Annotated in this window: 18 protein-coding genes; 8 read left to right on the top strand and 10 right to left on the bottom strand. The window is 63.7% G+C overall.

Annotated features, from left to right (window positions below; all coding sequences use genetic code 11):
- Both KUV26_RS00005 and KUV26_RS00010 read left to right on the top strand, forming a co-directional pair.
- A partial coding sequence (locus KUV26_RS00005; RefSeq protein ID WP_222506916.1) for an NAD(P)(+) transhydrogenase (Re/Si-specific) subunit beta occupies positions 1-222 on the top strand: 222 nt, incomplete at its 5' end.
- A gap of 188 nt (positions 223-410) precedes the next feature.
- A complete protein-coding gene (locus KUV26_RS00010; RefSeq protein ID WP_222502096.1) occupies positions 411-1691 on the top strand; it encodes a DUF3422 family protein in 1281 nt (426 codons plus the stop codon).
- A 72-nt stretch (positions 1692-1763) separates the two neighbouring features.
- Here the strand turns inward: KUV26_RS00010 and KUV26_RS00015 are convergent, their stop codons facing one another.
- The 4 genes from KUV26_RS00015 to KUV26_RS00030 all read right to left on the bottom strand — a co-directional run bounded on the left by KUV26_RS00015 (position 1764) and on the right by KUV26_RS00030 (position 5822).
- Positions 1764-2735 carry an ABC transporter permease gene (locus tag KUV26_RS00015; protein WP_222502097.1) on the bottom strand — a complete coding sequence of 324 codons (972 nt, stop codon included), beginning with the start codon at positions 2733-2735 and terminating at the stop codon, positions 1764-1766.
- Entirely contained in the window at positions 2728-3735 is a 1008-nt protein-coding gene (locus tag KUV26_RS00020; RefSeq protein WP_222506917.1) for an ABC transporter permease, read from the bottom strand. The genes KUV26_RS00015 and KUV26_RS00020 overlap by 8 nt, the downstream gene beginning before the upstream one ends.
- Before the next feature lie 142 nt (positions 3736-3877).
- Entirely contained in the window at positions 3878-5581 is a 1704-nt protein-coding gene (locus KUV26_RS00025) for a peptide ABC transporter substrate-binding protein (RefSeq protein ID WP_222506918.1), read from the bottom strand.
- Positions 5582-5612: 31 nt separating this feature from the next.
- On the bottom strand, positions 5613-5822 hold the full coding sequence (locus KUV26_RS00030; RefSeq protein ID WP_222506919.1) for a hypothetical protein: 210 nt from the start codon (positions 5820-5822) through the stop codon (positions 5613-5615).
- Positions 5823-5920: 98 nt separating this feature from the next.
- On the opposite strand from KUV26_RS00030, the gene KUV26_RS00035 reads away from it, so the two are divergent.
- From KUV26_RS00035 to KUV26_RS00050, 4 genes are all read left to right on the top strand, one after another.
- Complete coding sequence (locus KUV26_RS00035) at positions 5921-7741, top strand: ABC transporter ATP-binding protein (RefSeq protein ID WP_222506920.1); 1821 nt, start codon at positions 5921-5923, stop codon at positions 7739-7741.
- Between the two features lie 2 nt (positions 7742-7743).
- A complete protein-coding gene (gene argE / locus KUV26_RS00040) occupies positions 7744-8910 on the top strand; it encodes an acetylornithine deacetylase (RefSeq protein WP_222506921.1) in 1167 nt (388 codons plus the stop codon).
- 197 nt (positions 8911-9107) lie between these two features.
- Positions 9108-10274 carry a M20 aminoacylase family protein gene (locus tag KUV26_RS00045; protein ID WP_222506922.1) on the top strand — a complete coding sequence of 389 codons (1167 nt, stop codon included), beginning with the start codon at positions 9108-9110 and terminating at the stop codon, positions 10272-10274.
- A 33-nt stretch (positions 10275-10307) separates the two neighbouring features.
- Positions 10308-11471 carry a M20 aminoacylase family protein gene (locus KUV26_RS00050; RefSeq protein ID WP_222502104.1) on the top strand — a complete coding sequence of 388 codons (1164 nt, stop codon included), beginning with the start codon at positions 10308-10310 and terminating at the stop codon, positions 11469-11471.
- Between the two features lie 111 nt (positions 11472-11582).
- Here the strand turns inward: KUV26_RS00050 and KUV26_RS00055 are convergent, their stop codons facing one another.
- Genes KUV26_RS00055 through moaA form a run of 3 tightly spaced genes read right to left on the bottom strand, consistent with a single transcriptional unit; the run spans position 11583 to position 14961 of the window.
- Positions 11583-12641: a glycosyltransferase family 4 protein gene (locus tag KUV26_RS00055; RefSeq protein WP_222506923.1), complete on the bottom strand. Its 1059-nt coding sequence runs from the start codon at positions 12639-12641 to the stop codon at positions 11583-11585.
- Complete coding sequence (locus tag KUV26_RS00060) at positions 12641-13948, bottom strand: 3-deoxy-D-manno-octulosonic acid transferase (RefSeq protein WP_222506924.1); 1308 nt, start codon at positions 13946-13948, stop codon at positions 12641-12643. The genes KUV26_RS00055 and KUV26_RS00060 overlap by 1 nt, the downstream gene beginning before the upstream one ends.
- 2 nt (positions 13949-13950) lie before the next feature.
- Positions 13951-14961, bottom strand: a complete 1011-nt coding sequence (gene moaA / locus KUV26_RS00065; RefSeq protein ID WP_222506925.1) for a GTP 3',8-cyclase MoaA — start codon at positions 14959-14961, stop codon at positions 13951-13953.
- 91 nt (positions 14962-15052) lie between these two features.
- Here moaA and KUV26_RS00070 point away from each other — a divergent pair, with 91 nt between their 5' ends.
- Complete coding sequence (locus tag KUV26_RS00070) at positions 15053-15502, top strand: hypothetical protein (protein WP_222506926.1); 450 nt, start codon at positions 15053-15055, stop codon at positions 15500-15502.
- 86 nt (positions 15503-15588) lie between these two features.
- Here KUV26_RS00070 and KUV26_RS00075 read toward each other — a convergent pair whose 3' ends face one another.
- Genes KUV26_RS00075 through glmU form a run of 3 tightly spaced genes read right to left on the bottom strand, consistent with a single transcriptional unit; the run spans position 15589 to position 19456 of the window.
- Positions 15589-16272 carry a DNA alkylation repair protein gene (locus tag KUV26_RS00075; protein WP_222507486.1) on the bottom strand — a complete coding sequence of 228 codons (684 nt, stop codon included), beginning with the start codon at positions 16270-16272 and terminating at the stop codon, positions 15589-15591.
- Positions 16273-16277: 5 nt separating this feature from the next.
- Positions 16278-18101: a glutamine--fructose-6-phosphate transaminase (isomerizing) gene (gene glmS / locus KUV26_RS00080; RefSeq protein ID WP_222502110.1), complete on the bottom strand. Its 1824-nt coding sequence runs from the start codon at positions 18099-18101 to the stop codon at positions 16278-16280.
- Entirely contained in the window at positions 18101-19456 is a 1356-nt protein-coding gene (gene glmU, locus KUV26_RS00085; RefSeq protein ID WP_222506927.1) for a bifunctional UDP-N-acetylglucosamine diphosphorylase/glucosamine-1-phosphate N-acetyltransferase GlmU, read from the bottom strand. The genes glmS and glmU overlap by 1 nt, the downstream gene beginning before the upstream one ends.
- A gap of 131 nt (positions 19457-19587) precedes the next feature.
- On the opposite strand from glmU, the gene KUV26_RS00090 reads away from it, so the two are divergent.
- Positions 19588-20250, top strand: a complete 663-nt coding sequence (locus KUV26_RS00090) for an HAD-IA family hydrolase (RefSeq protein ID WP_222506928.1) — start codon at positions 19588-19590, stop codon at positions 20248-20250.
- Positions 20251-20291: the final 41 nt, after the last annotated feature.

The following is a 20291-nucleotide window of genomic DNA, read 5'->3' on the forward strand; positions in this document are numbered from 1 at the left end:
AACGACATCGTGAACCCTGCGGCGCAGGAGGACCCGAACTCGCCGATCGCCGGCATGCCGGTTCTGGAGTGCTGGAAGGCGAAACAGGTGTTCGTCTCCAAACGCGGCCAGGGCACGGGGTACTCGGGCATCGAGAACCCGCTGTTCTTCAAGGAGAACACCCGCATGTTCTACGGCGACGCAAAAGCAAGCCTCGACAACCTGCTGGGCCTGGTCCAGTAAGCGGGCAGTCAAACAATTGAAAAGGCGCTACATCCAGGGCGCCTTTTTTCATGTTGAGCCTTGGCGCGCTTAGGCTTGCTCCGGTCCGTTGTATGCCGTTGCATTCAGGTAACATGTTGAAATAAAACATTTCTGTACATGTTTTCTTGGCCGCAGTATGGTCGCCGGCATTGCCCCGGAGACCCAGAATGCCACCGATCCAAGATCATCCGCTGCGTTATCAGCTGACGAATGAGCTGCATGCCCGCCCGTTCCCGACTATGACCTCGCCCTGCACCGTGGCCTATCTGGCGGTGAAGCAGCCGCGCGAGGCAGTGCACCGAGACCGCATGCAGGACATGCAGCATCTGATCCAGCTCTTGGACCGCCACGGGGCGCCTCATCCGCAGCCTGGCGCGACCCACCACACCGCGCAGATCGGCCGCCATATGCTGAAGTGGGAGCAGCACACCGAGTTCGTGAGCTATACTGTCTACTACGACGGTGTCAGCGCACGGGCCTTTGATCCGGCTGATTTTGACATCTTTCCCGCGGACTGGCTGGCGGAGGCACCGGGCCAGCGGATCACTTCGGCGCTGATCCGGGTGGTGCCGCGCGCGGCACCCGCGGTGCTGAAAGCCACCATGCACGACTGGTTCGTGCCGGAAAGCCTGGCGGTCTCGCAGGTGCTGGACGACAGCGCCGTGGTCGCAGGCGACTTCCGCATCGACCCGGCGGGCCATGTGCGATTTGCCATTTTTCCAAATGCGGACACGGGCAGCCAGCGGGTGGGCCGGGTGGTGCAGCGGCTGTGCGAGATCGAGACCTACCGGGCAATGTCCATGCTGGGCTTCTCCCGCGCCCGCGGGCTGACGCCGGTAATCGGGAAGCTGGACACCCGCCTCTCCGAGATGATGGTGGAAATGACCGGCGGCACCAAACCGGCCGAGGAAATCCTCACCCAGCTGCTGGCGGTCTCAGCTGAGCTGGAGGCGATGGCGGCGCAGTCTGCCTTCCGCTTCGGCGCGACGGGGGCCTATGACGCGTTGGTCAGCCAGCGCATCAGCCTGTTGCGCGAGGAACGCCATGAGGGGTTCCAGACCTTTGCCGAGTTCATGCTGCGCCGGTTCGAACCTGCGATGCGGACGGTGAACTCCACCGAGAAACGGCTCGATACTCTCGCCATAAGGGCGCGCCGGGCAGGGGAGCTGCTGCGGACCCGGGTGGATGTGGAACGCTCGGCCCAGAACCAGGCGCTGCTCGCCAGTATGGATCGCCGCGCCGATATCGCCCTTCGCCTGCAGCACACGGTCGAAGGTCTGTCGGTGGTGGCTGTCAGCTATTATGCGATATCCTTGGTCTCCGACTTTCTGTTTCCGCTGGCAGAGCGCTACGGGATAACCAAGAAGGTGCTGATTGCAGCCGTCACCCTGCCGGTGATCGGGCTGGTGTGGCTGGGCATCCAGCGGATCCGGAAGAAGCTGCACTGAACACTGTGGCGCGTGTGCAAGTGAAAAGGGCCGCCTGACGGGGCGGCCCTCGATCGTTTCTGTGACGTTCGCTCAGCGGCCCCGGATCCGCGGGTCCAGCGCGTCGCGCAGACCGTCACCTAGGTAGTTCACGCTTAGGACCGTCAGCGAAATCGCCAGGCCGGGCCAGAACACCCGCTCAGGATACTGCTGCAGGTAGTCGGTGGCATCGAACAGCAGCCGCCCCCAGGTCGGGAAATCCGGCGGGAAGCCGAGGCCGAGGAAGGAGAGCGAGGATTCGGTGATGATCGCGGTGGCAATCCCCAGGGTGGCCGAGACCATGATCGGTGACAGCACGTTAGGCAGGATGTGCCGCGTGATCAGCCCGCTGTTTGTAGTGCCGATGGAGCGGGCCGCCATCACGAACTCGCGCTCCTTCAGCGCCAGCACATCCCCGCGCACGATGCGGGCGGTGGGCATCCAGCTGGTGACGCCGATCGAGACCACGATCAGGATGAAAATCCCTTGTTCCGGACCGAAGGCCGCATTCAGCGGCTCGCGGAACAGCAGCATCATCACCAGAAGCAGTGGCAGCAGCGGCAGGGCGAGGAACAGGTCGGTCAAGCGCATCAGCGGCCCGTCCAGCTTCTTGAAGAACCCCGCCAGCACCCCGAGAAGCGATCCCAGACCCAGCGCCAGCAGCATTGCCGTCAGGCCGACGGAAACAGAAGTCGCGCCGCCCGCCATCATCCGGGCCAGCATGTCCCGGCCCAGCTGGTCGGTGCCCAAGGGATGCGCCCAGCTGGGGCCCTGGTTGCGGGCCCGGATGTCGATCTTGGTGGCCTCGATGTCCCACACGAAGGGACCCAGATAGACTGCCAGGATGATAAACAGGAACAGAGCCCCGCCCATCAGCGCCCCGCGGTGGGATTTGAACTGATGCCAGACATTCAGCCACTGGCTGCGCGGCGGATTGTGCAGCTCCTCCAGCTGAGCGGCGCCGGGCACCGCGGTTGAGGCCGGAGCCATGCCTTCATCCGGCACGAAGCGTTCCTTGTCAGTCATAGCGGATCCTCGGGTCAAGAATGCCGTAAAGCACGTCGGCGATCAGGTTGAACAGCACGATCAGCACCGCGAAGATGAAGGTCAGCGTCTGCACCATCGGCAGGTCGTTGGCCTGGATGGCGCCGATCAAGAGCTGGCCGATGCCGTTCACCTTGAACACCTGCTCGGTGATGATGGCGCCGCCGAAGATAGACGGGATCCCCAGCGCGATCACGGTGACCACCGGGATCATCGAGTTGCGCAGGACATGGACCATGACCACGATATACTCGCTGAGGCCCTTGGCGCGGGCGGTACGGACGTAATCCTGGTTCAGGTTGTCCAGCATCGAGGCGCGCATGAACCGGCTCAGCTGCGCGGTGATCTGCAGCGCCAGCACCATCACCGGCATGATCATCTGCTTCAGCTGGTAGACAAAGCTGTCCCAGCTGTCGACCACATGGGTGGTGTCATAGATCGACGGGAACCAGCCCAGCTGCACCGAGAAGATCACGATCACCAGCACGCCGGAGAAGAACGGCGGCACCGAGAAGCCGACCATCGACACGAAGGTGCCCAGCTGGTCGAACCAGCTGTACTGGCGGTAGGCGGAATAGATGCCGATCGGCAGCGCGATCAGGATCGCGACAACATAAGCGGTGCCGACCACCCACAGGGTCTGCGGCATGCGCTGGATGACGATGTCCATCACCGGCGAGCGGGTCTGCCAGGAGATCACCCGCAGATCACCGGCCGAGAAGCTGGTGCCGAGGTAATGATCGATCATAACTTGCGGCTCGATCCAGAAGAACTGGACCAGCCACTTCCAGAAGCGGATGTGCATCGGCTGGCCGAGGCCAAGCGCCTCGCGCATCTTTTCTTTAACTTCGGGGGGGACGGTCAGGGGGACCTGCGCCATCGGATCGCCGGGGGCGAGCTCCAGCAGCAGGAAGATCACGAGGCTGATGAACAGCAGTGTCGGAACTGCCAGGATCAGCCGCCGGATTGTAAAGGTCAGCATCTGCTAAGCGCCTTTGCAACTTGTATTGAATTCGGATCAGGCGGGGCTCTGCATCCAGACCATGCGCAGCGCCGCAAGGCGGCCCCTGCAGATGGCAAGAGGCCCCGGCGCTGTGCCGGGGCCCCGGTAAAGCAAGCCAGGCTTACTTGATGCGGTACCAGTCAGCTGCGTTCCACAGCTCGCTGTCCCAGACGTTCAGATCAACGCCGCCCAGCGTGTTGGAATGCGCCGACAGGCGGCCGCGGTGCACCAGCGGGATCATGCCGCCGTTTTCGACCATGATGTCGTTCAGGCGCTTGGCGATCTCGGCACGGGCTTCCAGGCCGGCGGTCTTGGTCAGCTCGGCGTGCAGCTGGTCGAACTCCTCGTTGCAGAAGCGCGAAATGTTCTCACCCTGCCACTGCGACTCGGGCTTGGGCGCCTTGTCGCACAGCCCGTTCGCCAGATATGCCTGCGGGTCGGTGCCGTCGAAGTTGTTGGCGTACATTTCAACGTCGGCATAGAACTTCTGGAAGGTGTCGGGAGAACCCGGGTCGCCGCCGAAGAACACGCTGGCGTTGATGTTGCGCAGCTCGGATTCGATGCCGATCTGGCCCCACCATTCCTTGATCAGCGCCTGGAAGTCCTGGCGCACGGCGTTGGTCGAGGTCTGGTACAGGATCTTCATCGGCTTGCCGTCCGGGGTCTCCCGCACGCCGTCGCCATTGGTGTCCTTGTAGCCGGCTTCCTCAAGCATCGCCTTGGCGCCTTCGATGTCCTGGGTGGAGCAGTCAAAGGTGTCGGAGGCAAAGGCCGCCGGTGCAGGCACCCAGTTGCAGCCGACCTTGCCGGCCTTGCCATAGCCGATTTCCACCAGCAGCGGGCGGTCGATGGCCATCGACATCGCCTTGTAGACCGCCGGATCTTTCAGGAACGGATGCGGATGCTTGGCGGTGGAACGCTCGCCTTCCGGCAGGCTCGGCGACGGGTCGGTCTGGTTCAGCATGATGCGTTCGACCAGCGAACCGAAGCCCGCAACCGGTTTGCCCTTGCCGCCTGCTTCCATCTGGGCGATCACTTCCGGCGCCAGCTGCAGGTTCCAGGCATAGTCGAACTCGCCGGTTTCCATCACGGCACGGCCCGCTGCGGTCGCGTCACCGCCGCCCTTGAACAGAACCTTGGCAAAGGCCGGTTTGGCCGGGTCGCGGTAGTTCTGATTGGCCGACATGGTGATCACGTCGTTCGGCTTGAACTCATCGACCACAAACGGGCCGGTGCCGATCGGGCCGAAGTTTGCCTCGGTGCATTCCGGTGCCTTGGCGCCCATGCAGTTTTCGAACTGCGCTTTTTGCAGGATCGGGCTTTCACCGCCGGTGAACGGGCCGTAGGGGAAGGGGGTCGGCTTGTCGAAGGTGACCTTGACCGTCATGTCGTCGACCAGTTCGACGGAGCTGACGCCCTCGAACTTGGTCAGCTGGGCGCAGCCGCCTTCGGGGTGCATGCAGTAGTCGGCGGTGAACTTGACATCATGGCCGGTGAAGTCGGTGCCGTCGGACCATTTGATGCCCGGGGCGATCTTCCAGGTGATCGAGGTCAGGTCTTCGCTGACGCCGCCGTTTTCAACGGTCGGGATCTCGGTCGCCAGATAGGGGACCATGTTGCCGTCGGGGTCATAGCGGGCCAGCGGCTCGATCACCAGCGAGGCCGCCTGAATGTCCTTTGTGCCGCCGGACAGGAACGGGTTCAGGATCGACGGCGCCTGCCAGTAGATGATGTTGACCTGGCCGTCCGCACCGCGCTCGGCAAAGGCCGCAGGCGCCAGCGAGGCCGTGGCAACAGCACCCATCAATAGGGATTTCAGTTTCATCACACTCTCCTTGTCGGACACGTTTGGTGTCTTATTCGTTGGCCGGGCCTGTTGCGGCCCGGAAGATTGCCGCATTGCTGCGGAAGTGTGGCTCCGGGTCTGCAAGCAATGGGAAAACGCTGAAACTATAAACCCTTAACACTGCGCCGGACGCGCCGGCACGTGCAAGCCTGCAGGCAACCACAGGGGTATCGAAGCGCTTTTGTCGGGAAATTGCAAATTCCAATTTCGAAATGCCCATGCATTATTTGCATGAGCATTTTTGTGCAAAGTAGAGTTTACTCCGGAACCTGAGGCCGCCTTCTCTGGCGGGCCAGACAAGAAAAACAGGGAGCCGTCATGCTGGACAACGCCATTGCGTCCATAAGAAACCTGCGGGTGGAGTTTCAGACCAAGGACGGCCCGGTTGTCGGCGTCGAAGACGTCTCTTTTGATGTCAGTCCCGGGGAAACCGTTTGTATCGTGGGCGAATCCGGTTCCGGCAAATCGGTCTCCTCACTGTCGCTGATGCGGCTGGTGGAGTTCGGCGGCGGTGAAATCGCGGGCGGCGAGCTGCTGTTCAACCGCCGCGAGGGCGGGGAAACCAACCTTGCCACTTCAGAACAGGAGATGATGAAACAGATTCGCGGCAACGAGATCGGTATGATCTTTCAGGAGCCGATGACAGCGCTCAATCCGGTGTTCACCGTCGGCCGCCAGCTGACCGAGGGCCTCCGCATCCATAAGAACATGTCCAAGGCCCAGGCCGAGGAACGCGCGCTGGAACTGCTGCGTCAGGTGCGCATCCCGGAACCGGAGCGCCGCCTGAAGCAGTACCCGCACGAGCTGTCCGGCGGCATGCGCCAGCGGGTGGTGATCGCCATGGCAATGGCCTGCGAGCCGCGGCTTCTGATTGCTGATGAGCCAACAACCGCGCTCGACGTGACCATCCAGGCAGAAATCCTGGCACTGATGGACCGGCTGAAACGCGAAACCGGAACCGCAGTGATGTTCATCACCCACGACATGGCGGTGGTGGCGCAGATGGCCGACCGCGTCGTGGTTATGTTCCGCGGTAACAAGGTTGAGGAAGGCCCCGTCGAGGAAATTTTCGAAAACCCCAAGCACGACTACACCAAAGCGTTGCTCGCTGCGGTGCCTAAACTGGGTGAGATGCGCGGCAAAATGTACCCTGAGCCGATGAAGCTGATGGGCGTCGAAGACCAAAAGATCGAACCGATCAAGGGCACAGACGAGGTGCTGCTGGACGTGCAGAACCTGACCACCCGCTTCCCGGTCAAGGGCGGCCTGCTGCGCCGCACCATCTCCAACGTGCACGCGGTGGAAGATGTGTCCTTCAAGGTGTTCAAGGGGCAGACCCTGTCGCTGGTCGGCGAATCCGGCTGCGGCAAATCCTCGGCCGGCCGCTCGATCCTGCGGCTGGTGGAGCCGCTGTCGGGCAAGGTGAATTTCGAAGGCCGCGATGTGCTGAAATTCAGCGCCTCGGAAATGCACAAAGCCCGCCAGGACATGCAGATGATCTTTCAGGATCCCTTCGCGTCCTTGAACCCGCAGATGCAGCTGATCGACCAGGTGGCGGAACCGCTCAAGAACTACGGACTGGCCAAAGGATCGGAACTGCACGACCGGGTCGCCAGCCTGTTCGACCGGGTCCACCTGCCGCGCAGTTTCATGCGCCGCTACCCGCACGAAATGTCCGGCGGCCAGCGCCAGCGCATCGCCATCGCCCGCGCGCTCGCCCTGAACCCAAAGCTCATTGTCGCGGATGAGGCGGTCTCGGCGCTCGACGTGTCGGTGCAGGCGCAGGTGCTGAACCTGATGATGGAGCTTCAGGCGGAACTTGGCCTCTCGTTCCTGTTTATCAGCCACGACATGGCAGTGGTGGAGCGCGTCAGCCATCAGGTGGGCGTCATGTATTTGGGACGCATCGTCGAAATCGGTCCGCGCGACCGCGTATTCGAAAATCCCTTGCACGCCTATACCCAGGCGCTGATGAAGGCGGTCCCGATTGCAGACCCGCGCCAGCGCAAGTCGGAGAAGGAACTGAACTTCAAGCCGATCCCGTCGCCGATTCACGAGGTCGGCTACGAGCCTGCGCCATCGGAATACCTGGAACTCGAACCGGGCCATTTCGTGCTGACAACGGACAGCGGGTACTGACCATGAATGCTAAACTGACACCGCTGGAGATTATGGAAAGACTGGTCTCCTTTCCGACGGTGAGCCGGGACACCAATCTGCCGCTGGTCGATTGGGTGCAGGAATACCTGTCTTCCCACAGCATCGAAAACCATCGCTGGGTGGATCCGCACCAGCCGCACAAGGCCGCTGTCTTTGCCCACGTGGGACCGATGGAAGAAGGCGCCGTTGTGCTTTCGGGCCACACCGATGTGGTGCCGGTGGACGGCCAGCCCTGGGACACCGACCCCTTTTCGGTGGTGGAGAGGGACGGCAAATATTTCGGCCGCGGCACCTGCGACATGAAGGGATACGACGCGCTGGCGATCTGGGCGCTGGTCGAGGCGCATGAGCAAGGCGTCACGCGTCCGCTGCAGTTGGCGCTGAGCTTTGACGAGGAAATCGGCTGCACCGGCGCGCCGCCGATGATCGAAGCCATGCAGCCCGTGCTGCCCAAGGGCTCCGCCGTGATTGTGGGCGAGCCGTCGATGATGAAGGCGGTGACGGGCCACAAAGGCGGCACCGGATACGCCACCCATCTGATCGGGTTCGAGGTGCATTCCTCGCTCATGCATACCGGCGTCAGCGCCATCATGCATGGGGCAAAGATGATCGACTGGGCCAACCGGAAGAATGCGGAGAACATGGCCAAGGAGCCGGGTGAGGTGCAGGCGATGTTCACCCCGCCATGGACCACCTGCCATGTCGGCATGATCGAGGGCGGCACCGCCCATAACATCACCGCCAAGGACTGCCGCTTCATGATGGATTTCCGGGTGGTGCCGGGCGAGAATGCCGCCGACTGGGAAGCCGCCTATTTTGCCAAGGTGCGCGCGGTCGAGGCGGAGATGCAGGCCATCCACCCGGAGGCCCGCATTGACGTGTCCAAGCATTTCGACGTTCCTGGCCTGGTTCCGGAACAGGATGGCGAGGCAGAGGCCCTGGTTCGCGCCCTGACCGGCGACAATGGCTCCCATGTGGTAAGCTACGGCACCGAGGCGGGCCAGTTCCAGCAGGCGGGGTATTCCGCGGTGATCTGTGGCCCCGGGGATATCGCTCAGGCGCATCAGCCGAACGAGTATATCACTGTGGCGCAGTTCAACGCGGGCCATGCTTTCATGCGCGGGCTGGTGGAAAAGCTGCAGGAGTGATCCCCGCGCCTTGAAACCGGGCCTTTCGTGCTCAGATTGATGCCAGTGGGGCCTAAAGGAGATGCTCAAGAGGGGGCATGTCTCCCCCGCTTTGCCGGGTGCCGCCGCGTCCTGACGGCCCCGGATACTTGCGAAGCTAAGTTTTTTCGCGGACAGTCTGCCGCAACGGAACCTAAAACATAAAGGGGGAGGGGAAAATGCCGGCCAAGAACCGCTTTGCCGAGATGCATCAGGAGATCACAGCCTGGCGCCATCACCTGCACGAGAACCCCGAACTGATGTACGAGGTGCACGAGACCGCCGCCTTTGTGGCGGAACGGCTCAAGGAGTTCGGCATCACCGACATCACCACCGGCGTCGGCCGGACCGGCGTGGTGGCGGTGATTGAGGGCAAGACCAACACCTCGGGCCGAGCCATCGGCCTGCGCGCCGATATGGACGCGCTGCCGATCCCCGAGGCCTCGGGTGTGAATTATGCCTCCAAGACGCCCGGCATGATGCACGCCTGCGGCCATGACGGCCATACCTCGATCCTGCTGGGCGCGGCTAAGTACCTTGCAGAGACACGGAATTTCGACGGCAAGGCAGTGCTGATCTTCCAGCCGGCCGAGGAAGGCGGCGCAGGCGGCAAGGCGATGTGCGACGACGGGCTGATGGACCGCTGGGGCATTCAGGAGGTCTACGGCCTGCACAATATGCCCGGCCTTCCGGTCGGTGAATTTGCCATCCGCCCCGGTCCGCTGATGGCGTCCTCGGACGAGTTCATCATCACCGTCACTGGCAAGGGCGGCCACGCCGCCGCGCCGCATGAGGCGATTGATACAACGCTGGTGGCCTCGCAGATCGTGGTCTCGCTGCATTCGATCGTGTCGCGCAACGTGGACCCGGTCAAACGCGTGGTGCTGACCGTCGGCACCTTCGAGACCGACAGCACCGCGTCGAACGTGATTGCCCATACCGCCAAGCTTCAGGGCACCGTCCGCACGCTGGACCCGGAATACCGCGTCCAGGCCGAGGACTGGGTGCGCCGGGTCGCCGAAAGCACTGCTGCTGCCTTCGGCGCCACGGCTGAGGTCGAATGGCTGCCGGGCTATCCCGTTACAATCAATGATGAAAACGGAACCGCCCATGCGGTGGAGGCCGCGCAGGCGGTCTCTGCCAAGGTCGATGCCGAGACCCCGCCGATCATGCCGTCCGAGGATTTCTCCTACATGCTGGAGCAGCGCCCCGGCGCCTATATTTTCCTCGGTAACGGCGACACCCAGATGTGCCACCACCCGGCCTATGTCTTTGACGACGAAGCGATTCCCTTGGGATGCAGCTGGTTTGCCGAGCTGGTGGAACGAAGAATGCCCGCGGCCTGAGGCTGCGGGGAAAGACAACCAAAGGAGTGAGAAATGCCGGTCAAGAACCGCTTTGCCGAACTGCAGGATGAAATCACCGCCTGGCGCCGTGACATCCATGAAAACCCGGAAATCCTGTTCGAAACCCACCGCACCAGCGCGCTGGTGGCTCAGAAGCTGCAGGAGTTCGGCTGCGATGAGGTGGTGACCGGCATCGGCCGCACCGGTGTTGTCGGCGTGATCAAGGGCAAGGCGGACACCTCCGGCAAGGTGATTGGTCTGCGCGCCGACATGGATGCGCTGCCGATCCATGAACAGACCGGGCTGGACTATGCCTCCAAGACCCCCGGCGCGATGCATGCCTGCGGCCATGACGGCCATACCGCGATGCTGCTGGGCGCGGCCAAGTACCTGTCCGAGACCCGTAATTTCGACGGCACCGTGGTGGTGATCTTCCAGCCCGCCGAGGAAGGCGGCGGTGGCGCCAAGGTGATGTGCGACGACGGTCTGATGGACCGCTGGGGCGTGCAGGAGGTCTACGGCCTGCACAACTGGCCGGGCCAGCCGCTGGGCTCCTTTGCGATCCGCCCGGGTTCCTTTTTTGCCGCGACCGACCAGTTCGACATCACCTTCGAAGGCCGCGGCGGCCATGCTGCCAAGCCGCATGAGACCGTCGACACCACCGTTCTGGCGGCCCAGGCGGTGCTGGCGCTGCAGACCATCGCCTCGCGCAATGCCGACCCGGTGCACCAGATCGTGGTCTCGGTGACGTCCTTCGAAACCTCCTCCAAGGCGTTCAACGTGATCCCGCAGAAGGTGCAGATCAAGGGCACCGTGCGCACCATGTCCAAGGACATGCGCGATCTGGCTGAGAAGCGGATCAACGAGGTCTGCACGGGCATCGCTGCCACCTTTGGCGGCACTGCGGACATCACCTATCACCGCGGCTATCCGGTGATGGTGAACCACGAGGAGCAGACCGAGTTCGCCGCCAAGGTGGCAGCCAGCGTCTCCGGCTCCTGCGGGGATGCGCCGCTGGTGATGGGCGGCGAAGACTTTGCCTTCATGCTGGAAGAGCGCCCCGGCGCCTATATCCTGATGGGCAACGGCGACACAGCGATGGTGCATCACCCGGAGTACAACTTCAACGACGACGCTATTCCGGCTGGCTGCAGTTGGTGGGCGGAGATCGTTGAGCAGCGGATGCCTGCGGCCTGAATGATATCGGGGAGGGGGCTGCCTGCCCCCTCTTGCGCCTGCGGCACAATTCACCCCCGAGGATATTTCCGGCCAGATGAAGAAAGATCTGGTTGCGCTGTGGCGCTGGGGTCAGTGCTCCAGCAGTTCGCGGTAGATGGCGACCAGCGTTTCCGCCTCTTTCTCCAGCGCGAAATTAGTCATCGCGTGTTTGCGGGCCGCCGCGGACCACTCGGCCAGCCGGCCTTCGGTGGACAGGACTTCGTTGATCGCATCTACCATCTGGCGGGTTTCGCCCGGGTCGATCAGCAGGCCGGTTTCGCCCGGCGCAATCAGCTCCTCGAAAGCGCCGACACGGGTGGCCACGGCCGGCACGCCGCAGGACATCGCTTCGAGCGGGGTGAGGCCGAACCCTTCCCAGCGCTGCGGCGCGACATAGAGGTCCAGCGCCTGATACCAGCGGGACACCTCCCAGACCGGCACCTCCGGCGGGAACAGCAGCCGTTCCGACAGGTCTGCAGCCTCGACCTTGGCGCGCAGTTCCTTTTCGAACGCCACGTGTTTTTCGGTGGCGCGGCCCATCACCAGGCCCACCGCCCTGGGGTGGGCTTTCAGCACCTCCAGCATGGCATCGACAAAGACGTCGGTGCCTTTCTGCGCCCGGATGCGGCCATAACAGCCGATCAGGGTGGCGTCTTCCGGAAGTCCCAGCTCGCGCCGCAGTGCCGATTTGTCGGCGGGCGGTGCAAATTCCCCGGTGTTGATCCCGTGATGCACCACCTGCACCGGCTTTTCCAGATAGGCTGCGCCCTTGGCCGAGGTGGCAATCACCCGGTCCATCTGCGAGATCAGCCACTTGGTATAGCCGGAGTGATGGCGCTGCGAGGCGGAGGTGAACAACAGCTTCAGCCGCTTGCCCAAGAGGTATTTGAGCGCCAGCCCACCCAGCATTTCCACATTGCGACGGGCGTGCCAGACGCGGGCGCCTGCAGGGCCGTTGCGGGGCATGAGAATGAGCTGTGCCGCCGACAGATGCGGCATCTCCCCTGGCAGGCCGCTGCCTGCGGTGGCGATGGCAATATGCTGGCGCTGCAGCGGCACCAGCCGCACGATGGTGGATGTGACGCCGGACAGGCGGCGTTTGAAATTTGGCGCGATGACTTCGATTTTGTTGGCGTCAACCTGTGCCATCACGGTCTCCTATCAGGCAGAAGCGCCAGCAGGGCGTCCACCGTCTTGTCCAATTGATCCGACTGGCGGGAGATGAACTGCCCGGCAGCATCGCGGGCGGCCTGAAAGGCTTCCGGCTGCCCCAGCCACTTGGCAGCCTGTTCGGCCAGCTCCGCTGCCGATCGCACCTCCGCCGCGGCGCCAAGGGCGGTCAGCTCGGCATAGGTCTCGGCGAAATTGTAGTGGCCGGTGCCGGTGATCACGGCGGAGCCTGCCTGCATCGGCTCAAACGGGTTGTGGCCGCCGATTTCGCGCAGCGAGCCGCCGAGGAAGACCAGCGGGCAGAGCGCGTACCAGGTGCCGACCTCGCCCAGCGTGTCGGCCAGGTAGACCTGCGTTCGGGGGCCGGGCAGCACGCCCTTGCTGCGCCGGGCGCAGCTGAGCCCTGCATCCTTGATCAGTGCTTCAACCGCATCGCCGCGTTCCGGATGGCGGGGGGCAAGCAGCAGGCAGAGGTCCGGATGCTGTTTCAGCACAGCTTTATGGGCCTCCAGCACGGTTTCCTCTTCGCCCTCGTGGGTAGAAGAAGCGACCCAGACTGGGCGGTCGCCAATGCTGACGCGCACCTCGGCGAGGGCGTCCTGATCGACCGGCAGCGGCGCGGAGACGGCCTTGAGATTGCTGCCGGGGCGGATGCGGTCCGGGGCGGCCCCCATAGCCTGCAGGTTGGCGGCGGTCTTTTGGTTCTGAGTGACCAGCAGGGCGAACTGGTCGAGGATAAACCGCGCGGTGGCCGGGCGTTTTGTCCAGCCCGCCACCGATTTGTCCGACAGCCGGGCGTTCAGCAGCACCAGCGGGCAGCCGGCCGTGCGGGCCCGCACCAGCATCTGCGGCCACAGCTCGCTTTCCACGAACACCCCCAGATCGGGCTGCCAATGGGCCAGAAAGCGGTCCACCGCGGTACCGGTGTCCAGTGGCGGGAACTGGTGGCGGCAGCGCGGCGGCATCCGTTTGGCGATCAGCTCGGCGGACGTGGGCGTGCCGGAGGTGATCAGGAACTCAGCCGCGGGATCTCGTTCGCCCATGCGGGCAATCAGGGTCAGTACCGACAGGCTTTCGCCGACCGAGGCGGCGTGGAACCAGATCAGCCGACCCGCGGGGCGGGGCAGGGAGGCATGGCCCAGGCGCTCGCGCACCCGTTCCTCCGGCAGGCCGTAATCGCGCAGCTTACCCGCCACCTTGCGCCAGGCAAGGGGCGCAATCAAAGCGCTGACACCGCAGTAAAGGGAATAGAGCAGCGTCTTGGGCGCTGTTGATGCTCCCGACATGTTCAGCCGCCGGTGTGGCTCATGTGGCGGGAAATTTGGCCGCCGGCCTCTTGGCGCGAATAGTCGAAATCATGGCCCCGGGGCTTGTCGCCGATGGCAGCGCGGATTGCGGTTTCCAATACGCCGGTGCCTTCTTCATTGGCGCGCAGGGGGCCGCGCAGATCAGCTTTGCCCTCCTGGCCGAGGCAGGTGTAGATCTCGCCGGTGCAGGTCACGCGCACCCGGTTGCAGCTCTCGCAGAAGTTATGGGACAGAGGCGTGATGAAGCCAATCTTCTGCCCGGTTTCCTCCAGCCGCACATACCGCGCCGGCCCGCCGGTGCGTTCGGCGAGATCGGTAACGGAGTAGTGGTTTTCATATTCCGCGCGCACGTCCTTCAGCGACCAGTACTGGCCGATGCGTTCCATGGCGCCGATATCCTCGCCCATCGGCATAACCTCGATCCAAGTGAGGTCCATGTCCCGTTCGGCGCACCAGCGGGTGATGGCGGGCAGTTCTTCCTCGTTGAAGCCTTTCAGCGCCACAGCATTGATCTTGACGCGCAGGCCCGCCTTCTGGGCGGCGTCAATACCCCTCAGCACCTGCGGCAGGCGGCCCCAGCGGGTGACATCGGCGAATTTCTGTTCATCCAGGGTGTCGAGCGAGATGTTCACCCGGCGCACCCCGGCGGCATAAAGGTCGTCGGCGTATTTCACCAGCTGCGAGCCGTTGGTGGTCAGCGTCAGTTCCTTCAGGGCACCCGACTCCAGATGGCGGCTCATCGACTGGAAAAAGGTCATGATGCCCCGGCGCACCAGCGGTTCGCCGCCGGTGATGCGCAGCTTTTCCACCCCCAGCCGGATGAAGGTGGAGCAAAGCCGGTCCAGCTCCTCCAGCGTCAGCAGGTCCTTCTTGGGCAGAAAGGTCATGTTCTCGGACATGCAATAGACGCAGCGGAAGTCGCAGCGGTCGGTGACCGAGACACGCAGGTAAGTGATTGCGCGGGCGAAGGGATCAATAAGCGGAGCCGTCATGTCTCCTAGGTAAAGCGGGGCACCGCCCGCGGCAAGGGGCAGTCAGCATTTGTGTCTGGCAAAGAGTTTCGCCCGGAGCTAGGGTTTGCTCATGCGTATGATAGTCATTTCCCTCGCCTCGATTTCCCTGCTGGCGGCCTGCAACGGCATCCAGCTGAATTCTTCCATTCTGAACGGCTCCGGCAGCCCCGCCGCGGCGGAGCCGCAGGACCCCGTGCTGGAGCCTGCGCCGGGCGTCGACGTGGCGGAGGCGGAGCCGCTGGCGCCCACGTCTCCATCCGCGCCGTCATTCCGCGGTTCCGCGACCACGGTTGCCTCGCTGGGCGATCCGTCGCTGCCGGGCATGTGGATGGAAACGCCGCTGGTGGCGGCTGAGCAGCAGGCGCTGATCCGCTCCAGCCGCAATACCCAGGTCGTGGTGACGCTGAAGCCGGTTCCGGGCGAGGCCTCCGGCGGCAGCCGTCTTTCGATCGGCGCGATGCGGGCGCTGGGCCTGCCGCTGACCGAGCTGGCCGAGGTGCAGGTGCTGCCCGCGGGCTGAGGTTTGAGCTCCTGAAGGGGCAGATCAACCGCCTGCTTCGGCCGTGCGGGTGCTGCTCAGCTGTTCCCGACGGGTTCGTGGCTGAGTCAGGCGTCTTTCAGGTATTTTGCGGCTTCCTTGCGCGCAAACGCCTTCATGGCATCGCCATGTTCCGCCAGAAACGCGCGGGTGCGCTCGGCATCGTGCTTGCTGAGGTCGCGCAGCCACCAGGCGACGGCCTTTTGCATGAACCAGTCGCGGTCCGGCACATAGGACGCCGCCCAGTCCAGGATCCGCTCGCGGGCCTCCTGATCGGCAGGTTTCAGATTGTTCATCTTGGCCCAGGGCAGGGTGGCCACCAGCGCCGCGCGCCGGGTCCACATGTGGTCTGACCGGGACCACTCCTCCGCGGTGTCCAGCCGGGAAGGATCAGCCAGCAGCCGTTTCGAAATGGCGGAGCAGGCGTGATCGGCAATTGCCCAGCTGTCGAACTCCGGCACCCAGGATTGCAGCAGCTCCCAGATGGCCCCGTCGTCCTTGATCCGTGCCTGAGTGAGCAGTTTGGCGGCGGCAATGCGGGCCTCGAATATGTCGGTGCCCCAAAGGGCGCGCGCAAGGTCTGCGCGCTCAGCAACGCTCAAGCTCTGCCGCCAGGATTTGTTCAGATCATTGGTGGCCGGGTTGGGAACTCCCAGAACCCGACGGCTCTGCTTGTGGTACGCGGCCATTTGCTCTGCCCGGCCGGGATCTGCCTGTGCCTCCAGCTGCGCCAGTGCTTCTGCCAATTTCATGCTGGTCACTCGACTGTCACCGATTTTGCCAGGTTGCGCGGCTGGTCCACGTCGGTTCCCTTGGCCACCGCGGTGTGGTAGGCCAAGAGCTGCGCAGGGATTGCGTAGAGGATCGGCGACAGGGCCTCCTTGACGCGGGGCATCCGGATTGCGCACCAGACGTCGTCGCCCGCCTCGTCAATGCCATCCTGATCGGAGATCATCAGCACCTTCCCCTTTCGGGCCAGGACTTCCTGCATGTTGGAGACGGATTTGTCGAACAGCGAGTCCCGGGGGGTCAGCACCACCACAGGCATGTTTTTGTCGATCAGCGCGATGGGGCCGTGCTTCAGCTCGCCGGAGGCGTAAGCCTCGGCGTGTATGTAGCTGATTTCCTTCAGTTTCAAGGCGCCCTCCAGCGCCAGCGGGAACATCAGGCCACGGCCCAGGAAGAGGACGTCGCGGGCTTCGCTGACTTTCTGCGCCGCGAGGCGGATCGCCTCGTTCTGTTCCAGCGCCGAGGAGAGAACATTGGGCAGCCCGCGGATCGCAGTGGCGTATTCGGACATTTCTTCCGGGCTCAGGTGGCCGCGGTCGCAGGCGGCCTTCAGCGCCAGTGCCAGAAGAACCGTCAGCTGGCAAGTGAAGGCCTTGGTGGAGGCCACGCCGATTTCCGGCCCGGCAAAGATCGGCAAGGCCAGATCGCTTTCCCGCGCGATGGAGCTTTCGGGGACGTTGACCACCGACAGGATCTTGTCCGCCTTTTCCTGGCAATAGCGCAGCGCTGCCAGGGTGTCAGCGGTCTCGCCCGATTGGGATACAAACAGCGCCAGTGTCTTGCCCGGGATCGGTGGCTCGCGGTAACGGAATTCCGAGGCGATGTCGACCTCGACCGGCAGGCGGGCGATCTGCTCGAACCAGTATTTGGCAGTGACACAGGCATAATAGGCCGTGCCGCAGGCCACCATGGTCAGCCGCTCGACGCCTGAGAAATCCACCCCTTCGCCGGGCAGGCGCACGGCGTCTTCCTCGACCGGCAGGTAATGGCGGATGGCCTCGGCAATCACATGCGGCTGCTCAGCGATTTCCTTGGCCATGAAATGCTTGTGGCCGCCCTTGTCGACCTGGGTGGCGTCGATCTGGATGGTCTTGGTTTCCCGGTTCACCAATTCGCCGCGCGCATTGCGCAATTCAGCGCCGGCACGGGTGACAACGGCGCGGTCGCCTTCCTCCAGATAGGTTATCCGGTCGGTGAGCGGCGCCAGCGCAATGGCGTCCGAGCCCACGAACATTTCGCCGTCGCCGTGGCCGATTGCCAGCGGCGAGCCCTTACGGGCAGCGACGATCAGATCCTCCTCGCCGTCAAACAGAAAGGCCAGCGCAAAGGCGCCTTCCAGCTGGTCGAGCGTCCTGAAGGCCGCGTCAACAGGGGCGAGGCCTTCCTTCAGGTACCGCTCGGTCATCAGGGCGACGGTCTCAGTGTCGGTCTCGGTGCGGAATTCCATGCCGCAGTTCAGAAGCTCTGCGCGCAGTTCCTTGTAGTTTTCGATGATGCCGTTGTGCACCACCGCCACCGCGCCGGCCCGATGAGGGTGGGCGTTGCTGACCGAGGGCGCGCCGTGGGTGGCCCAGCGGGTGTGGCCAATGCCGGATTTCCCGGCCAGCGGCTCATGTACCAAAAGGTCGGACAGGTTCACCAGCTTGCCCACCGCACGGCGGCGGCGCAGGGCGCCGTTGTTCACGGTGGCAATGCCTGCGCTGTCATAGCCGCGGTATTCCAGCCGCTTCAGCGCTTCGACTAGGATCGGGGCGGCCTCGTGATTGCCCAGTACGCCGACAATTCCGCACATCACATGGCTCCCTTCTGCAGGCGGGCCTTTTTGGCGCGCAGCATATCCATCAGCTTGCGCGCGCGGCCCGGTTTGTTGGTTTGCTCGGCGCGGGCAATGGCCAGGTCGCCGTCTTCGACGTTCTTCGTGACGACGGCACCGGTTGCCGTCATCGCTTCGTTGCCGATCCGGACCGGGGCCACCAGCATGGTGTTCGACCCGATAAAGGCCCGCGCGCCGATCTCGGTGCGGTGCTTCATCACCCCGTCATAGTTGCAGGTTATCGTGCCTGCGCCAATATTTGCCGCTTCCCCGACCGTGGCGTCGCCGATATAGCTGAGGTGGTTCACCTTGGCACCCTCGGCAATCTCGGCGTTCTTGATCTCGACGAAATTGCCGATGTGGGTGTTCTCGGCCAGCTCCGCGCCGGGACGCAGGCGCGCATATGGCCCCACTTTGGCACCGCGGCTGACGTGGCAGCCCTCCAGATGCGAAAACGCGCGGATCAGCGCACCGCTTTCGACCGTGACGCCGGGGCCGAAGACCACGTTGGGTTCAATCACCGTGTCGCGGCCAATATGTGTGTCAAAGGCGAGGTAGACGGTTTCCGGCGCCATCAGGGTGACGCCCAGCTCCATCAGCTCTGAACGCGCGCGCGCCTGAAACAGCGCATCCGCCTGCGCCAGTTCGGCGCGGGAGTTGACGCCCAGCGTCTCGGATTCGTCGCAGGACACTGCGGTCACTTTCAGATCCTCGCGCCGGGCCAGTTCCACCAGATCGGTCAGGTAGTATTCGCCGGAGGCGTTTTCATTTCCGACCTTGGCGATCAGATCGAACATCGCGCTGGACTTGCCTGCCATCAGACCGGAGTTGCAGAACGAAATTGCGCGTTCGGCCTCGCCCGCATCCTTGAACTCGACAATCCGCTCCAAGCTGTCGCCCTCCATTACCAGGCGGCCATAGCGGCCCGGATCGGCGGCCTCGAACCCCAGTACCACCAGGTCAGCGCGCTGGCGGGCGTCGATCATGCGTTCCAGCGTTTCGGCGCTGACAAACGGGGTGTCGCCGTAAAGAACAACTACATCTCCTTCAAACCCGTCCAAAGCGCCGCGGGCCTGGTCCACCGCATGGGCCGTGCCAAGCTGCTCTTCCTGCAGGACAACCTCGGCCTCTTCGTCGATGCCGGCCACTGCCTTGCGGACCTCGTCAGACCCGTGCCCTGCCACGATGATAGTGCGCTCCGGCGCCAGCGCGCGGCCCGCGGCCATTGCATGCTCCAGCATCGGCGCCTGGGCAATCGGGTGCAGCACTTTCGGAAGGTCGGAGTTCATCCGCGTGCCTTTTCCGGCCGCCAGGATGACAAGGGCAATGCTCATAATCGCTTTTCTCTTTGTCTTTTTAGCGCTCCCGTTTTATCCGCTGAGGGGCGGGGCGCAAGAGATAGCGCCATCAAACAAGGTTGCGGCCTGCAACATCAGGCGGCGGAAAAGTGCCGAAAGGGCAGGGCATGCGAACGGTTATCTTCGATCTGGACGGCACGCTGGCAGATACTTCGGGCGACCTTCTGGCTGCGGCCAACGCCTGTTTCCGGCAAATGGGGCTGGGGGATGTGCTGAGCCACCCGCAGGATGCGGGGGTCGCCCTGCGCGGCGGCCGGATGATGCTCGCTCACGGCCTTAAGCGGGCAAACCAGTTCAGCGAGGCCACCGTGGATGAGTTCTATCCGGTGCTGCTGGCCGCTTACCGCGATGCTATCGATCTTCATTCGGTAATGTACCCCGGCGCGATGGAGGCGGTGGAGGTGCTGAAATCCGCCGGCTTCGGCGTCGGCATCTGCACCAACAAGCCCGAAGCGCTGGCCGACCAGCTGATGCGCAGCCTGGGCGTGCGCGATGCCTTTGCCTCTTTGGTGGGGGCGGACACCCTGCCGGTGCGCAAACCCGACCCGGAGCCGCTGTTCGAGGCTGCCCGGCGCGCAGGCGGCGACCCCGCGCGCACGCTTCTGGTGGGTGACAGCGACACCGACCGCACCACTTCAGCCAATGCCGGCGTGCCGTCTGTGCTGGTGACTTTCGGTCCATCCGGGGATGACATGGCGGTGCTGAAGCCGGAGGCTCTGCTGCACCGGTTCGAGGACCTGCCCGAGGTCGCGGAACGGCTGATTGCGTGATCCCGCAACTCGGTTTCGGGAAAACCGAGGCTCCAGCTTCC

It is taken from the genome of Leisingera daeponensis (assembly GCF_019801465.1).
GTDB classification, from domain to species: Bacteria; Pseudomonadota; Alphaproteobacteria; order Rhodobacterales; family Rhodobacteraceae; genus Leisingera; species Leisingera daeponensis_A.

Excerpts from the sequence above, each read along its gene's own strand:
- KUV26_RS00020 (WP_222506917.1), bottom strand. The coding sequence starts at position 3,735 with ATGCTGACCTTTACAATCCGGCGGCTGATCCTGGCAGTTCCGACACTG.
- KUV26_RS00055 (WP_222506923.1), bottom strand. The coding sequence starts at position 12,641 with ATGGCACAGGTTGACGCCAACAAAATCGAAGTCATCGCGCCAAATTTC.
- glmS (WP_222502110.1), bottom strand. The coding sequence starts at position 18,101 with ATGTGCGGAATTGTCGGCGTACTGGGCAATCACGAGGCCGCCCCGATC.
- KUV26_RS00050 (WP_222502104.1), top strand. The coding sequence starts at position 10,308 with ATGCCGGTCAAGAACCGCTTTGCCGAACTGCAGGATGAAATCACCGCC.
- KUV26_RS00030 (WP_222506919.1), bottom strand. The coding sequence starts at position 5,822 with ATGGGCATTTCGAAATTGGAATTTGCAATTTCCCGACAAAAGCGCTTC.
- KUV26_RS00035 (WP_222506920.1), top strand. The coding sequence starts at position 5,921 with ATGCTGGACAACGCCATTGCGTCCATAAGAAACCTGCGGGTGGAGTTT.
- KUV26_RS00045 (WP_222506922.1), top strand. The coding sequence starts at position 9,108 with ATGCCGGCCAAGAACCGCTTTGCCGAGATGCATCAGGAGATCACAGCC.
- KUV26_RS00070 (WP_222506926.1), top strand. The coding sequence starts at position 15,053 with ATGCGTATGATAGTCATTTCCCTCGCCTCGATTTCCCTGCTGGCGGCC.
- argE (WP_222506921.1), top strand. The coding sequence starts at position 7,744 with ATGAATGCTAAACTGACACCGCTGGAGATTATGGAAAGACTGGTCTCC.
- glmU (WP_222506927.1), bottom strand. The coding sequence starts at position 19,456 with ATGAGCATTGCCCTTGTCATCCTGGCGGCCGGAAAAGGCACGCGGATG.
- moaA (WP_222506925.1), bottom strand. The coding sequence starts at position 14,961 with ATGACGGCTCCGCTTATTGATCCCTTCGCCCGCGCAATCACTTACCTG.
- KUV26_RS00025 (WP_222506918.1), bottom strand. The coding sequence starts at position 5,581 with ATGAAACTGAAATCCCTATTGATGGGTGCTGTTGCCACGGCCTCGCTG.
- KUV26_RS00075 (WP_222507486.1), bottom strand. The coding sequence starts at position 16,272 with ATGAAATTGGCAGAAGCACTGGCGCAGCTGGAGGCACAGGCAGATCCC.
- KUV26_RS00010 (WP_222502096.1), top strand. The coding sequence starts at position 411 with ATGCCACCGATCCAAGATCATCCGCTGCGTTATCAGCTGACGAATGAG.
- KUV26_RS00060 (WP_222506924.1), bottom strand. The coding sequence starts at position 13,948 with ATGTCGGGAGCATCAACAGCGCCCAAGACGCTGCTCTATTCCCTTTAC.
- KUV26_RS00015 (WP_222502097.1), bottom strand. The coding sequence starts at position 2,735 with ATGACTGACAAGGAACGCTTCGTGCCGGATGAAGGCATGGCTCCGGCC.
- KUV26_RS00090 (WP_222506928.1), top strand. The coding sequence starts at position 19,588 with ATGCGAACGGTTATCTTCGATCTGGACGGCACGCTGGCAGATACTTCG.